At 41.2% G+C, this 15,130-nt stretch carries 13 protein-coding genes; 3 read left to right on the top strand and 10 right to left on the bottom strand.

The window, feature by feature from the left end; genetic code table 11:
- Positions 1 to 7 precede the first annotated feature (7 nt).
- From ABH008_RS02325 to ABH008_RS02310, 4 genes are all read right to left on the bottom strand, one after another.
- Positions 8 to 487, bottom strand: a complete 480-nt coding sequence (locus ABH008_RS02325) for a pilus assembly protein PilP (RefSeq protein WP_347990019.1) — start codon at positions 485 to 487, stop codon at positions 8 to 10.
- A 62-nt stretch (positions 488 to 549) separates the two neighbouring features.
- Entirely contained in the window at positions 550 to 1,182 is a 633-nt protein-coding gene (locus ABH008_RS02320; RefSeq protein WP_347988262.1) for a type 4a pilus biogenesis protein PilO, read from the bottom strand.
- Positions 1,179 to 1,754, bottom strand: coding sequence for a PilN domain-containing protein (locus ABH008_RS02315; protein ID WP_347988261.1), 576 nt, complete (start codon positions 1,752 to 1,754; stop codon positions 1,179 to 1,181). The genes ABH008_RS02320 and ABH008_RS02315 overlap by 4 nt, the downstream gene beginning before the upstream one ends.
- Positions 1,754 to 2,815: a pilus assembly protein PilM gene (locus ABH008_RS02310; protein WP_347988260.1), complete on the bottom strand. Its 1,062-nt coding sequence runs from the start codon at positions 2,813 to 2,815 to the stop codon at positions 1,754 to 1,756. Before ABH008_RS02310 ends, ABH008_RS02315 begins: the two co-directional genes overlap by 1 nt.
- A 306-nt stretch (positions 2,816 to 3,121) precedes the next feature.
- Between ABH008_RS02310 and ABH008_RS02305 the strand changes: the two genes are divergently transcribed.
- Positions 3,122 to 5,383, top strand: a complete 2,262-nt coding sequence (locus ABH008_RS02305; protein ID WP_347988259.1) for a penicillin-binding protein 1A — start codon at positions 3,122 to 3,124, stop codon at positions 5,381 to 5,383.
- 63 nt (positions 5,384 to 5,446) lie between these two features.
- On the opposite strand, the gene rpmE is transcribed toward ABH008_RS02305, so the two are convergent.
- Positions 5,447 to 5,647, bottom strand: a complete 201-nt coding sequence (rpmE, locus tag ABH008_RS02300; RefSeq protein WP_347988258.1) for a 50S ribosomal protein L31 — start codon at positions 5,645 to 5,647, stop codon at positions 5,447 to 5,449.
- 340 nt (positions 5,648 to 5,987) lie between these two features.
- Here rpmE and ABH008_RS02295 point away from each other — a divergent pair, with 340 nt between their 5' ends.
- On the top strand, positions 5,988 to 6,380 hold the full coding sequence (locus ABH008_RS02295; protein WP_347988257.1) for a group 1 truncated hemoglobin: 393 nt from the start codon (positions 5,988 to 5,990) through the stop codon (positions 6,378 to 6,380).
- Between the two features lie 91 nt (positions 6,381 to 6,471).
- Here the strand turns inward: ABH008_RS02295 and ABH008_RS02290 are convergent, their stop codons facing one another.
- The gene (locus tag ABH008_RS02290; protein ID WP_347988256.1) at positions 6,472 to 8,751 is read right to left on the bottom strand and encodes a DNA internalization-related competence protein ComEC/Rec2; all 2,280 of its coding nucleotides are present in this window, start codon (positions 8,749 to 8,751) and stop codon (positions 6,472 to 6,474) included.
- Between the two features lie 380 nt (positions 8,752 to 9,131).
- Between ABH008_RS02290 and ABH008_RS02285 the strand changes: the two genes are divergently transcribed.
- On the top strand, positions 9,132 to 9,293 hold the full coding sequence (locus tag ABH008_RS02285) for a hypothetical protein (RefSeq protein ID WP_347988255.1): 162 nt from the start codon (positions 9,132 to 9,134) through the stop codon (positions 9,291 to 9,293).
- A gap of 5 nt (positions 9,294 to 9,298) precedes the next feature.
- Here ABH008_RS02285 and ABH008_RS02280 read toward each other — a convergent pair whose 3' ends face one another.
- Genes ABH008_RS02280 through ABH008_RS02265 form a run of 4 tightly spaced genes read right to left on the bottom strand, consistent with a single transcriptional unit; the run spans position 9,299 to position 15,064 of the window.
- Entirely contained in the window at positions 9,299 to 9,604 is a 306-nt protein-coding gene (locus tag ABH008_RS02280; RefSeq protein WP_347988254.1) for a DUF3240 family protein, read from the bottom strand.
- Positions 9,601 to 12,663, bottom strand: a complete 3,063-nt coding sequence (locus ABH008_RS02275; protein ID WP_347988253.1) for a CusA/CzcA family heavy metal efflux RND transporter — start codon at positions 12,661 to 12,663, stop codon at positions 9,601 to 9,603. Before ABH008_RS02275 ends, ABH008_RS02280 begins: the two co-directional genes overlap by 4 nt.
- Entirely contained in the window at positions 12,663 to 13,757 is a 1,095-nt protein-coding gene (locus ABH008_RS02270; RefSeq protein WP_347988252.1) for an efflux RND transporter periplasmic adaptor subunit, read from the bottom strand. The genes ABH008_RS02275 and ABH008_RS02270 overlap by 1 nt, the downstream gene beginning before the upstream one ends.
- Positions 13,754 to 15,064 (bottom strand): TolC family protein, encoded by a 1,311-nt coding sequence (locus ABH008_RS02265; protein WP_347988251.1) that lies wholly within the window; start codon positions 15,062 to 15,064, stop codon positions 13,754 to 13,756. The genes ABH008_RS02270 and ABH008_RS02265 overlap by 4 nt, the downstream gene beginning before the upstream one ends.
- Positions 15,065 to 15,130: the final 66 nt, after the last annotated feature.

Genomic DNA, 15,130 nt, shown 5'->3' with positions numbered 1-15,130 from the left:
CTTAATGTTAATCAGCCAGTGCCAGTGATGTCTGTTGTTCTCGCCATGTGCCTGGCTTATCAGGTACGATTTCCATTAATTCTATTTTATCTGGCAAAATGCGGATTATTTTGCCGTAATTTTGTCCCATATGATTCCCCACCTGAACTCTATGAATAGTGCCATCTTTTGCCTTTATTAATGCCCACAAGCCCTTGTTATTACTCAAAGTACCTGCCATTCTTAATGTATCCAGTGAGTAGGCTTCCAATTCTTCTTTTCTGCGCTCAGTGTCTGGCTTAATGCCATTTGCGCCAGCAACATCCAAATTACTTGTATCATTAACTTTATCTAAAGGTTGAAAAGGGTCGCGCAAACCTTCTGGCTTAAAAACGAAAGGCTCAACTACTTTGATTTCTGGTAAGGGCTCTATCCCACCTTTGGGTCTGGCTTTAACTTCCTCAATGTAATTATTAAGATCAGTAACATCATCATTACTGCAAGCCATCAAAGATAGGAAAAATAAAACCAGAAAAAATTTTGTTAAATCTATAGATATACAGTGTCCTTTCACGGCGCTCTCCTTTTTTTACTGCCAGAAGCATCGTCAACTATACCTTCGTTGTAGGTTTTGATAACCGCCGTCATGCTTATAGCATTTTTGTTATCCTTATTTGAGGACGACACATTTATAGGCGTCAAATTAACATCATGAACTGTCACAATTCTGGGCAAAGATGCCAAACCGCTAACAAATAGTCCTAATTCCTCGTATTTCCCTACCACTTGAATATTAATTGGTAATTCGGAATAAAACTCTCTGCGAATTTCTGAACTTGGCTGAAAAAGTTTAAACTCCAAACCACTCGCCAATCCAGTTTGCGAAATATCCACTAATAGACTGGCCACTTCAGCTTTTGTTGGCATCTGTTTAAGCATTTCGGACAATGAGTCTTCGATTTGATCAAGCTGACTACGATAATCTCCCAAATTAATTGCTTTTTTCTGTTTGGCCTCAAAATCAACTTTTAAACTGGATTCATTCTTTTCCAGGACTTCTAATTCATTAAGCTGTGGCAATGTAACAAAATAAAAACTTCCAATGGCAACAAAAATAGATACAATCAATATTACTACCACTTTTACAGGGGTAGGCCAGCTACCCGCAGCATTTATATCCCAATTTATTTCAGAAAAGTTCATTTAGCCCCACCTGCCTGAGTCTTGTCAGCTGATTTTTTACCTTGCTTGGCTGTTAAGGTAAAATCGTATAACTCTCCATTACTATGACCTTGACCTTTGATTACATTTAAAGAAGAAGTATTCAGCCAAGGCGAGTTATCGATTGCTCGCATAAATGCCGATACTCGGGCATTGGATTCAGCTTTCCCATCAAAATTCAAGCTACCACTAGTTTGGGTAAACTTGTTGAGATAAATACCTTCGGGAGTAATTTTTGACAATTCGTCAAACAAGTGGACAATTTCAGGCCTACTTTCCTGAAGTTGTTGAATCAAATCTATTTTTGTTAGCAATTTATGCTTTTTATCCTCAATATCTTTGATTTCTTGTATTTTTTTATCAAGAACCACAATTTCGTTGCTTAACAAGGTATTTCTGCGTACTTGATAGTCTTTTAAACTTTCAACATACATATAAACCATTACTAAAACCAGCAAGGTCATCAAAACACCTGCGCCAATACCTTGAAAAAACTCATGCTGCTTTTGTTTTCGCAGCTCGTCTCGCCAAGGTAGTAAATTTATTTTCACCATTAATCAAAACTCCGAAGCGCTAATCCACAGGCAATCATCATAGAGGGCGAGTCGTTTCTTAAACTTTGCGGTTTCACGCGATTGGATAATGACATATTAATAAAAGGATTTGCGATATAGGCTGGAATACCTAGATCACGTTCAACCAGCTTGTCCAAACCAGGTATGGAGGAACAACCACCCGCTAAAACCATGGCATCTATACCCCGATTAGCACTTGACGATACAAAAAACTGTAATGATCTAGCAATTTGTTGCAACATAGCATTTTTAAAAGGCTCAAGCACATCGGTATCATAGTTGTCAGGCAAACCACCGTGTTTTTTTGCTAATCCGGCCTCTTCATAAGAAAGTCCATAACGACGTTGAATTTCTTCGGTAAGTTGTTTACCTCCAAATCCTTGCTCACGTGTATAGACTGTTCTGCCTTCATACAAAATATTGAGCGTTGTCATTGTTGCACCAATATCAGCAATTGCGACTGTTTTGTTTTCAATTGCGCCGGATAATTGATCGGAAAGAATGGTTGCGGCATTTTCAATGGCAAAAGCTTCCACATCGACAATGGCGGCTTTTAAACCAGCATAAGATAAAGCGGCAACCCGATCTTCAATATTCTCTCGTCGGCAGGCAGCAAGCAACACATCGACCATTTCAGGATTATTTTTGGTCGGGCCTTGTATTTCAAAATCGAGATTTACTTCATCCAATGAATAAGGGATGTATTGATCAGCTTCAACCATGATCTGCTCTTCCATTTCTGCATCTGAAAATGAAGCCGGCATTACAATGACTTTAGTCATCACCGAAGACCCAGCTACTGCGACACAGGCCTGCTTGGATCGTGTACCTGATTGTTTGACGACCGATTTAATTGCATTCCCAATTAACTCGATATTTGCAATATTTTTATCAATAACTGCATCCTGCGGCAAAGGAACGACAGCATAACTTTCAACTTTATAACGTCCAGCATCCTGACTGAGTTCCAATAATTTCACAGATGCCGTACTAATATCAATACCAAGCACAGCTGACTGCTTTCTGTTAAACCAGTTCATGAATAAAAACCTTTAGAATCGTGAAAACGCCAAGTTGATCAACAATACATTTTATTCATGTATGCAGACTTTATGCAATTATTATAATGCATAGTTTAAATTTATGTTTTTCATTACCCATTTCTGTTAACTTAAATTTTGAAGTTGTTCTTAATTTCAAAAACAGGTATTTTGACAATAGCTATTTTTTTATCTCTCTTTAAAAACTTGACAGTGTCCAATAGAAAAAAACAAACGCTAAAATCAACACTTGCAGGGCTTTGCAAATGGTTGGTTTTTATCACATTAAGTCTTTTGAGTACGTTTTTGATCGCTTGCTATTTTTTTCTGCTAGAACTTGATAAGGAATTACCTGATGTAGAACAACTTCAACATGTTCAATATCAAACTCCACTGCTTATCTTCAGTCAGGACAATTTGCTTATTGCACAATTTGGTGAAAAACATAGCATTCCCCTGCCTATTGAAAAAATTCCAGCACAGCAAGTTAACGCGTTTCTTGCCGCAGAAGATGACCGATTCTATCAGCACAATGGCGTTGATTTTAAAGGATTACTAAGAGCCAGCACCCAATTGATTATTACCGGAAAAAAATTGCAAGGAGGTAGCACCATCACCATGCAAGTTACCCGTAATTTCTTGCTCTCAAATGAAAAAACTTATTTACGTAAACTCAAAGAAATCATGCTGGCAATGAAAATTGAACAGCGGTTTTCAAAAAATCAAATTCTCGAACTGTACCTTAATAAAATTTATTTGGGTCAAAGAGCTTACGGCGTAGCAGCTGCAGCAAAAACCTATTATGGGAAAGATATCAATAATTTAAATCTATCCCAATACGCAATGATTGCCGGATTACCCAAAGCGCCCTCAATTTTTAACCCTATTTCCGACCCCAAAAGAGCTTTAGAGAGACGTAATTACATACTACATCGAATGCTGGAATTGCAGTATATAAATATAACCGATTACAAGCTGGCCGTTGCAGAACCCGATAACGCGGCACTTCAAACGGTTAATGTTGAGTTATACGCACCATACATAGCAGAGATGGTCAGACAGGAAATAGTCAATAAATACGGAGAAGACGCATATACTCTCGGATTAAAAGTACACACGACTATTCCCAGTAATCTGCAAATTGCAGCTGATCATGCTCTACAACAAGGATTACATGAATATGATGAGCGACATGGCTACCGAGGCATTGTACGTAAAAACAGCGCCCATCCCTCTCCGCTGGCAAATGGCAGTATTGGCGATTGCAAACAAGCCATGATCACCGAACTTAACTTTAATACAATAACGGCAAAACTGGTTGATGGTACAAAGCTATCCATCCCTAGAAAAAATACTCTTTGGGCTCAACCTGAAAGCCCTCGCAATGACAAAAACTCATTTTTAGAAGTCAATGACTCTATCTGGGTACGACAACTTATCGATAATAGCTGGGCTTTAACCCAAATTCCCGCTGCTGAAGCCGCTTTTGTGGCACTCAACCCCCATAACGGAGCCATTTTGGCTTTGTCAGGTGGATTTGATTTTCTGCACAGTAAATATAATCGTGCAGTCCAATCAAAGCGCCAGCCAGGCTCTGGCTTTAAACCTTTTTTGTATACCGCCGCACTTGAAAAAGGCTTTACGTTGGCCAGCATTATCAATGATGCTCCCATCGTCATAGAAGACCCCTCACAAGAAAATGACTGGCGGCCAGAAAATTATAGTCGGCGTTTTCTCGGTCCCATACCCTTGAGAGTTGCTCTTCGAGAATCAATTAATCTTGCATCCATTCGTTTATTACAGGAAGTGGGTATCACAGACACAATTGCCACCGCTATGCGCTTTGGCTTTGATAAGGAACAATTACCAAACACCATGTCACTAGCACTCGGCAGCGGTTATGCCTCTCCATTAAAAATGGCTGAAGCCTTCGCAGTATTTGCTAATGGCGGATTTGCAATCAAATCATACTTAATTGAGCGCATTGAAGACCATAACGGTAATTTATTATTTCAGGCTAATCCCGAAATTATTTGTAGCGATTGCCCTGCAGATAAAGCTCAACCTAATACACCTCCCAGAGTTATTACTGAAAAGGTCAATTTTTTAATGAATAGCTTATTAAGAGATGTTGTACAACGCGGCACTGCAACCCAAGCAAAACAATTAGGTCGTAACGATTTGGCTGGCAAAACTGGAACTACCAATGAACAACGAGATGCTTGGTTCAATGGATTTTCTGCTGATTTTGTGGCATCGGCTTGGCTTGGCTTCGACAACTCCGCCTCTTTGGGTCAAGGCGAAACAGGTGGCAAAGCAGCATTACCTATTTGGATTTCGTTTATGAAAACTGCGTTAAGTGGCCTGCCTGAAAAACCCTTAATACCACCGTCAGGTATTGTTTCAGCCTTTATTAACCCAGAAGATGGGCTTTTAAGCAGACCTAACAGCAAAACGGGTATTTGGGAGTTTTTCAGTGAGGAAACTGTACCTACAACTTTTTCTGCATCTAGGCCAGAAATTAAAACATCAGATCCTGAAATGGACAGCGAAGAAACTCTGTTTTAAATTTAAAGCCACACAATAGGTACTATTGGAGATCTATATCCCCAAAAAACCGCAGGATACTTTTTATTTGCCAAATTTCTTACGGAATTTGTCAACACGTCCAGAAGTATCAACTACTCTTTGCTTGCCGGTATAAAACGGATGGCAAGAAGAGCAAACCTCTATGTTTAAATCTTTAACCAAAACTGAACCGGTTTGGAATGTATTTCCACACCCGCAAGTAACAGTTATTTGTTTATATTCAGGATGAATTTCTGGTTTCATAATGCTCACATACCCATACCGGGCTACATACAATATAGAGAACTGCGTATGATACGATCACAATGAAATAAGCGCAAATTTAATTGCGCTTATTTCTAGTAACTTTGCCAGAATGTCACGTAGCTATCGTTAATTTTAATAATAGCAAGCCAACTTTGCCGCCTTAAACTACCACAATACATCTTCTACTAAAACTTAGAAATCACATCAATAGTTTTGCATCGAAACCATCATGGAGTATTATCACATCCGCTCTTATGGCTTCACACTTAGCAAGCATGTTGATTCATAAGAGCTTCCAGTATACATAAATAAAAATAACTTTAGTTGAGGAGAAGATATGAGCGGTTCTAATGATCAAATACAGGCAGACTCGTTATATGAAAGAATAGGCGGCGAAGCTGCAGTAAACGCAGCGGTTGATATTTTTTATGACAAAGTATTAGACGATTACCGTATCAATCGGTTTTTCGGAAAATCCGATATGGCTAAACAAGCTGCCCACCTTAAAGCATTTATGACAGTTGCCTTTGGCGGACCCAATGAATATACAGGGCGTTCTTTACGTGATGCTCATGCCCGCTTGGTTGATCTCGGGCTAAATGACTCGCACTTTGATGCCGTAATGGAACACCTTGGCGCCACCTTACAAGAATTGAACGTGCCTGCAGAACTAATAGGCGAAGCAGCTGGACTTGTTGAAAGTGTCAGAAGCGAAGTATTGGGAAAATAATATATTAGCATCCTAATCACCAAATTTAGGGCTTAGTAGGGGCAAAAAACAGTTTGCCCCTACGTCATCTTGCCAATCCCACATACCTGCGTCAGTCATTCGAAGCAGATGTCGTCATCCAATATCGCCTTTGCTTATCTCTCTCTGTTTCCACTAACATTTCCTTATCGCCATAAATACTAATAGCGCCTTGCTCTGCCGTAGTCAACCACGGCAAATTCAACTGTTGATACCGAGCAAGCACCGGCTTGTGAGGAAAGTGGAAACGATTTAGGTAACCGACTGAAATCAAAACCAGCTGAGGATTTACCTGTTGCAGAAAATAATAACTGGATGACGTTTTACTACCGTGATGAGGTGCAATCAATACTGTACTTTGCAATTGTTTAGCATAGTGCTGAACCAGCCAATCTTCTGCGGGCTCCTCAATATCACCTGTCAGCAAATAGCTTTGCTTACCAGCCTGAACTTTCAGCACACAGGAGTTATCATTTTCACTGGCAAATGCACTTTCTGGTGGCGATAGGATGGTAAACTCTACTTGATCCCATTGCCAATTCTGCCCTGCCCGACAGTATTGCTTACCGACCCCCTCTGCCCATGTTGCGGCGCTACTCATCATAGAATCAACAGACATTTCAGCCTGTAACGATGCGACACCACCACTATGATCATTATCAGCATGACTCACTATTAATGTATCGACATGTGTCAATCCCTGTCGATGTAAAAAGGGTACCAAAACCGCATCCCCCATATCCCGTTCTTCTGAGAATTTGGCACCCGTATCAAACACCAAAGCATGCTCTGCAGTTTGCACAACCACCGATAGCCCTTGTCCAACATCCAGCAAGGTAACCCTGACATTACCTAAAACGGGCTTAACCGTATCGACAAAAAACAGCGGCAGAAACAGAAAAGTACTTAAGTATCGCATTGGGAACCCCTGAGGCGTCAACAGTAGCAATACAGCTATTCCCGCAAACAACAAGGCATACCAAGGTGGCGGTAGACAATAAATACTGGCTAAAGGCAAGACTGATAGCTTAACCAAGACCCACCACAAACCTTGCAGAATATAGTCTGTCAATTTTAGAAGTCCACTCGCCAAGGGTTGGGCAACAAACAATAAGCCTACGGACAATAAAGCCAATGGCGTGACCAAAACCCCGATAACGGGTACTGCAACCCAGTTAGCAATAGGCGCAATCAGAGACACTTGCTGAAAAAAAACGATCAACAAGGGTGATAAACCAATAAAAGTTGCCAATTGAGCCGAAATACTTTCACGCCAAAAGCTACCTCGTCCCAAACGACCCACAGACACATAGATTAACAGCGCTACGGCCACAAACGACAACCAGAAACCCACAGACAATACCGCCAGTGGATCGAATAAAAGCACAGCTATTAATGCTAAGCACAAAATCTGCAAAGCCGAAGTATTCCGCTGCCAAGCGATTGCTGCCAGAGCAACGCTCAGCATAATAATTGCGCGTAATGTGGGAATTGAATACCCCGCTAACCCCGAATAAAACAATGCGGCTAACCAAGCAAAAAAAGCGGCCACTCGTTGCGGAGAAATACTCAGAATTCCAAGCCATGCCCATCCACGTTTAACCCACACATAAACCAATCCCGCTATCAAGCTGATATGAGAACCAGAAATGACAATTAAATGAGTTGTCCCCGTTTCTCTAAATACATTCCACTGATTTTTACTAATCGTATCTTGTGTACCAATTGTTAACGCTTTAATAACGCTTAATTGCATACCCTCAGGCAAAGCCTCATCCAGCCTAATGGCTATAGACTGACGCCAACGGGAAAAATATTCAAAAACACCAAGAGTATCGTCCAATTGTTGTGGCATTGGCTTGTTGCGCACATAACCGGTAGCACCAATTTGGTTTGCAAACATCCAGGATTCAAAATCAAAACTGCCAGGATTCAAACGACCATAGGGCGGCTGAAGTTTAACCGTGAATTTCCAGTTTTCTCCCGCTCTAAGAATTTGTTTCGGAGTATACCAATTGAGGTGTATTTTTTTGGGGAAATCTTTAGCCGGATAGGTAACCGTAAAATCAAAACTAGATCGACCTTGCTGGTGCTGGGGTAAGCTGCTGATAAAACCTTGTATATTTACATCGACATTTTGATAGGCGACTGGCAAGGGCTCAGCTAAACGCCAAATACCGATTAAACAGGCCCAAAGCAAGCCCAGAATTAAAAATAACATCACATAATGCCGCTTATAAAGCAATAACACAGCACCCATAGCTAATAGCAAGAGCTCCCAAGTTGCGGGCAAAGCGGATAGCTGCTGAACGGCCACGATGCCGAGCAAAAATGCCAGACTGTAAGCTATCATGTTGCCGTAACAGAAAATTGAATGGGCAGATCCATGCCTGTTACCTGGAAAAAAGACTAGTTAACAGTATAATGATTTTTTGGGCTGGTTCAACAACAAGTTCTAATTAGTGGCATAGCTTTATTAGAAAACTGACGTAAAATTTAACAACTGGTATCTTATAAACTTAGGGCGCTTTCTTAACTGAATTGATTCTTTAAGTCTAACTGCAAGACTTGTCTAAATCTAGCTTTTCAGTTTAGAATACTGATGAGATATTTATGGGTTGGCACAACTCAGGAACATTCTCAAGATAGCAAGAAAAGCATTTGACTCATCCAAATGTCTTTATTTACAAAACTCAAAATCACCACTCACTCAATACACATAAAACTTGTATCATGGAATTGAAACGCCCCTCGCAATCAGAACTCGATCAAACCAGCCCAGCCGAAAAAGACATGCTTATCTACATGTTATTTGATGCATTGAATGACTTGGGCAAACGTGTAAAACAGCTGGAAAATAAAACGGGTAATGTCTCTGGAAAACCCCGGTTTTGAGTAGTTCAAATTTTTCCTTGTTCAATTATAGGCATAATCCAATACTCAAGATTAGCGCCAGAAAACCCCTCTTTCAAACGAGTTAGTACCAAACCTATGGTGTTTTTTTCAACATGCAGCTCAAAGCGAATTTTCCGTTGCCGCCCCATCACCTGTTCATCCACTGAAAAATTTTGATTGAAGGGATCATGAGCACTGACGCGAAAACTGGTAAAGTTTTGAGCATTTTCGAGTGTAAGTAAACAATCCACCATAGACTCTTCAAGACTAGGAGGAATATTTATAATGATTAAATATTTTTCATGACTCATGACGGTACCTTACTAGATTGACCATATAATCTATATAAAATTGGCAATAAAATCAGGGTTAAAAGAGTCGAAGAAACCAATCCACCAGTCACTACGATGGCGAGCGGCCGCTGAATTTCCGAACCAGGACCTGAGGCAAACAATAAGGGTATCAAGCCAAAAGCAGCGATACTAGCGGTCATCATAACCGGACGTAAGCGCCGACCGGCACCAATTATCACGATGCGGGATATATCCATACCTGTAGCATGGAGTTGATTAAAATAACTAACCAATACCACCCCATTTAAAACAGCTATCCCTAATAATGCAATAAAACCCACAGAAGCGGGTACAGACAGATATTCGCCAGACAATCCCAACGCAAAGACGCCACCTATCATAGCTAACGGAATATTGGACAACACTAAGACAGCCTGTCTTAACGAACCAAATGTAGAAAATAACAGTAGAAAAATCAATCCTAATGAAACGGGTATTACCAAACTCAGACGAGCGGCAGCACGTTGCTGATTTTCAAATTGACCACCAAACTCCAGACGAAAACCGGAGGGCAAACTGACTTTTTCCGCAACCACCTTACGCGCCTCATCCACAAAACCAACTAAATCTCGACCTTCAACATTAGTGCGTATCACCACGAAACGTTGGCCTTTTTCACGACTTACCGATACCACACCTTCTACCGGTTGTATTTTAGCTATAGCGGTAATGGGAATATGCTCCCCATTAGGCAAAGCAATTTGCAGATTATCAAAATTGGCGGTATTACTCGATCCGCGCAATAACAGAGGGGTGCGCTTAATGCCTTCTTGGACTATACCCAATTGCAGACCCTCAACCTCGGTCCTTAATAAAGTTTCAATGCTATTGCTATCCAGGCCAAAACGACCGGCAGCCAAGCGATCAATTTTTACTTGCATGAATTGCATGCCTTCGTTTTTGCGCATAAACACATCACTAGAACCATGTATCGATTTTAGAATCGCTTCAATTTCCTCGCCCTTACGATTAAGTTCGTCCAAATCAGTGCCAAATAACTTAATAGCAACATCTCCCCTAGTACCAGTTAACATCTCGGAAACGCGCATTTCAATGGGCTGAGTGAATCCATGAGCGATACCTGGCGTGTTAGCCATCACTTTACGAATATCTTCGATCAACTCCTCTTTACTGTGCATGCGCCAAGATGATTTGGGTTTTAATATCAGAAAAGTATCTGTTTCATTCAACCCCATAGGATCTAAGCCTAACTCATCAGTACCCACTCGAGACACTACTGAAGCCACCTCTGGTATATGTAGCAGAATGTTTTTTTGTACCTGCCCATCCAAAGCTACCGAATCTAATAAACTGATGGAGGGTAATTTTTCCAACTGCACAATAATATCGCCCTCGTCCAGTGTCGGCATAAAGGTACTGCCTAATTGCGTAAATACCACTAATGCGGCAATTAATAGTGTTCCTGCGGCAATAAATACCTTTTTACTGTTATCCAAACACCAACTTAATACCGGCAAATAAATTGCCAACATTTTGCGAGGTAACCAAGGTTCTTCATGAGAAACTTGCTTAAGTAAAAATGAAGCTAATACGGGAATCATGCTCAACGACAAGATCAATGAACCGCTTAAGGCAAATACAATAGTCATTGCCACCGGACTAAACAATTTTCCTTCCAACCCCTCCAGACTGAGTAGCGGCAAAAATACAATAATGATAATCAAAATACCCGCGGTCACCGGTAAAGCAACTTCACGTGTAGCCCGATAAATTAAATGTAAACGCGGCAAACGTTCGGCCTTTTTATGGTCGGCTAACTGGGTAATAATATTTTCAACCACCACCACGGCACCATCCACCAGCATACCGATAGCAATCGACAAACCACCCAAGCTCATTAAATTAGCGGACATTTTAAACAAATGCATCAGAATAAAAGTAATTAATGCTGCCATAGGTAATGCAAAAGCAACAGTCAATGCCGCGCGTAAGTCACCTAAAAATAAAATCAGCAGTATCACAACCAAAGCAATCGCTTCAAATAAGGCCTTGGTTACCGTGTTGACTGCCTGCCCTACCAAAACACCACGATTATAGAAAACATTGATATGCACACCAACTGGTAAGCTGGGTTGTAATTCGGCTAGCTTGATTTCGATCTGCTCTATGGTTTGCCTTGCATTGGCACCACGCAGACTAAGCACCACAGCCGTTACTGCTTCACCATTACCATCTTTACTAACCGCCCCATAGCGCGTTAACGATCCAATTCGTACTGTGGCAATGTCTTCGACTTTAACCGGTAAGCCATTATGTTCAGCTACAACCGTGTTTTTAACATCCTGTTCGTTTTTAATACGACCTTCGACTCTGACAATTAAAGTTTCCTCTCCTTCAGTCAAGCGCCCAGCACCATCATTACGATTATTGTTCTGTAAAGCATTAACTAATTGTTCAGTGTTTATATTTCTGGCTGCCATTTTGACATTATCTGGAATGACTTCAAAACTGCGCACCAGACCACCTAAAGCATTAACATCCGCAACACCCTTTACTGTCCGCAGAGTTGGACGAATAACCCAATCCAACAATTCCCGGCGTTCCATCAAACTGAGATCCCCTCCCTCTATGGCAAACATGAACATCTCACCCAGCGGCGTTGTCATAGGAGCAATACCGCCAGTGACACCTACAGGCAAACTGCCCCACAGCGCATTGAGTCTTTCAGCTACTTGTTGTCGAGCCCAATAGATATCAGTACCTTCTTCGAAGTCTAAAGTAATATCGGTGATAGCATATTTTGCCAGAGAACGCAGCATAGTCTGATGCGGGATACCCAACAACTCCACTTCTATTGGTGCCGTGATACGAGATTCAACTTCCTCAGGCGTCATCCCTGCGGCTTTAACGATAATTTTTACTTGTGTGGGTGAAACTTCTGGAAACGCATCAATAGGAATTTGTTTAAATGCGTAATAACCACCACCACTCAATAACAACATTAATAGCATGATGAGCAAGCGCTGCATTAATGCAAAACGGAGCAGGGTAGACATTATTCATAGCCTCCCAAACCCAACCAGTTTGCTTTTAAAGCCACAGTACCTTTGACAGCAATTTGTTCCTTACCGGTTAATTCAACATTGATTAAGGATTCCTCACCCTGCTTACCAATGATATTAACCTCAGTGACTAGAAAACCATCTTTATTACGGACAAAAATATAATTATGTCCCTCATATTGCGAGATGGCAGCATTGATTACCTTAAAACCTGCTTGCTGACTGTTTTGCATAATCTGCACATTTACATTTTGACCTACTTTGAGTTGCGGCTGTTTACCCTTAATCACGCCACGCGCCAACACCGTCTGATTTTCTCGATTAACACTCTGTCCTAGTAGGCTGATATTGGCCGTTATTGTTGTATTTTCAATTTGCACCAGATCACCAATAATAATAGCGTTAAGGCGTTCTTGCGGAATATTAATTTCCAGCCACAATTCAGATAAATCGGCAAGCCGATACAAAGGCGCTTGCATATCGAGACGAGCCCCCAACGTCACAAAACGTTCCAGCACAACACCGCTAGCAGGTGCATGTAAATTCAATAAACTACTAAGTTTACCCGATTGTTTAAGCTCGGAAATTTCGTTGCCAGACATACCTGCCATTTGCAGCAATTGCCGAGCAGAGTCGAATTGTGCAACTTTGCTATGGTGTAAGGTTTGAGTTTGCTGCCAACGGCGATCAGCAATCACCCCTTCCTCAAGTAATTTTTCGTCGCGTTTATAATCCAGTTCAGATAGCTGCAATTCATTAGCCACAGTTAAGAAGTCGCGTTGCAAATTCAATAACTCTGGACTATTGATAGTAGCCAATAACTGATTTTTTTGCACACTATCACCAATATTGGCATGCAACTGGCTGACCAGACCGGGTTGAGGGCTACTGAGCAAATACTCATGATAACCGGGCACCACCACTTTGGCAGGCGCATACAATAGCGGAACTTGGTGGGTAAGTTTTAATGTATCGAGTTTGATGGCCAGTTTATCAATTTGATCTTGAGTAATTTTGATCTGCATATCCTGCGCATATACTAGTGTCACAGTGTTTATCAACAACAGGTACAACAGAATTTTTTTCATGGTTGCACTCCAACAGCCTGATTATAGAAGGCTATATTGCGCTGTAATTTGACTTCCTGCTCTTTAGCATTTCGCATGGCTTCCAAACTACGTGCCTGAATTTTCAGTAAATCTAACAAGTTAATTTCTCCTGCAGAAAAACTGGTCTCAGTCATTTTCAAGTGCGTTTCGGCAATTTGTTTAAGTTCATTGCCAATAGCAATTTCACTGCGTGAAATTTCCAATGCATGCTCGGCTTCGTGAAGAGTTTTCTCTAAATGCCGGATTATATGTTCGCGTTGCGACAATGCGCGATTTAACTCCAAATGTGCTGCCGCTATTTCTGGAGCATCGTAGGTACTGTGTCCGAACGGAATGACGACACCAATGCCGGTAGTTTGAGAATTACCACTCCCCATGGGATCATGACTTATCGTAGCACCAACATTGATTTTCGGTTGATTGATGGTATCAGTGTTTTTTGCCCATTCTATGGTGGATTGTTTACGAGCTATAATGGAATTTATTGCTTCTAGCAAGGGATGATCAGGCAAGATAATGTCGATAGGACTCAACTGCTCCCGATAATTATCAGGCACATGATTAGTGCGCGTTAGATTGGCATAACTTTTGCGGCTGTGCATAAGTTCTGCTTCAGCTTGCGTATACAGACTGCGATTATGCAAATGCTCACTATCAGCTAGTAATAAATCTGCACGTGCCAAATCACCTAGCTCTACGCGCCGCCGAACTTTTTCCAGCAATTGCGCAGAAATATCTAAAGCATATTTAGCCTGCTGAAATCGATTTTCTGCTAAAGCCATATCCCATAAAGCTTCTCTGACCAAACGAGCTACTTCAAGCTTTAAAGCGACTGATTGTTTTTCTGCAGAAATCTGAGCATGATCGGCGATATTTTGTGCGGCCTCACGCTGTCCCCAATTCCAGGGTGTAAATTCCATTTCTACATTACCTTCTTGATAACCTCGATTATTGGTAATTTTATCGTCATTATACGTGAGCGCTAGCTGGGTAGAACCTGCAAGCCAACTATCACTTCGCACATGTAAAGCTTCGGCTTCTGCGGCTAATCCCTCATTGATCAATCGATCTGGATATTTTTCCAGAGTTATTTCTACCAATTGTGACAATGTCAGCCCGGCATCGACTTCAATGGTATCGATATGCTCGTTAGCTAAAGCGTCGGCGCTGGCAGATTCTTTAGATGAGCTTGTTGATCTGTGCAAGCTGGTTTCAGCAAGGCACAAAGGTGCTATCAGTAGAAAGCCTACTGACAAGGCATAGTAAATATGCCGGTATTCAGTCATATTGCACTCCAATACAATCTTTAAGTAAGGCGTGATCTGTTTACAAGGAAACAGAAACAAAAAGTG

The sequence above is a fragment of the Methylomonas sp. AM2-LC genome, from assembly GCF_039904985.1.
Lineage (GTDB): Bacteria > Pseudomonadota > Gammaproteobacteria > Methylococcales > Methylomonadaceae > Methylomonas.
Note: the sequence above shows the minus strand (reverse complement) of the source record. Positions and strands in the feature narration are given on the sequence as shown.

What these genes read in the sequence shown, in the direction of transcription:
- ABH008_RS02295 (WP_347988257.1), top strand. Translation starts at nt 5,988, where the DNA reads ATGAGCGGTTCTAATGATCAAATACAGGCAGACTCGTTATATGAAAGA.
- ABH008_RS02325 (WP_347990019.1), bottom strand. Translation starts at nt 487, where the DNA reads ATGGCTTGCAGTAATGATGATGTTACTGATCTTAATAATTACATTGAG.
- rpmE (WP_347988258.1), bottom strand. Translation starts at nt 5,647, where the DNA reads ATGAAACCAGAAATTCATCCTGAATATAAACAAATAACTGTTACTTGC.
- ABH008_RS02265 (WP_347988251.1), bottom strand. Translation starts at nt 15,064, where the DNA reads ATGACTGAATACCGGCATATTTACTATGCCTTGTCAGTAGGCTTTCTA.
- ABH008_RS02310 (WP_347988260.1), bottom strand. Translation starts at nt 2,815, where the DNA reads ATGAACTGGTTTAACAGAAAGCAGTCAGCTGTGCTTGGTATTGATATT.
- ABH008_RS02315 (WP_347988261.1), bottom strand. Translation starts at nt 1,754, where the DNA reads ATGGTGAAAATAAATTTACTACCTTGGCGAGACGAGCTGCGAAAACAA.
- ABH008_RS02290 (WP_347988256.1), bottom strand. Translation starts at nt 8,751, where the DNA reads ATGATAGCTTACAGTCTGGCATTTTTGCTCGGCATCGTGGCCGTTCAG.
- ABH008_RS02285 (WP_347988255.1), top strand. Translation starts at nt 9,132, where the DNA reads ATGGAATTGAAACGCCCCTCGCAATCAGAACTCGATCAAACCAGCCCA.
- ABH008_RS02275 (WP_347988253.1), bottom strand. Translation starts at nt 12,663, where the DNA reads ATGTCTACCCTGCTCCGTTTTGCATTAATGCAGCGCTTGCTCATCATG.
- ABH008_RS02320 (WP_347988262.1), bottom strand. Translation starts at nt 1,182, where the DNA reads ATGAACTTTTCTGAAATAAATTGGGATATAAATGCTGCGGGTAGCTGG.
- ABH008_RS02280 (WP_347988254.1), bottom strand. Translation starts at nt 9,604, where the DNA reads ATGAGTCATGAAAAATATTTAATCATTATAAATATTCCTCCTAGTCTT.
- ABH008_RS02270 (WP_347988252.1), bottom strand. Translation starts at nt 13,757, where the DNA reads ATGAAAAAAATTCTGTTGTACCTGTTGTTGATAAACACTGTGACACTA.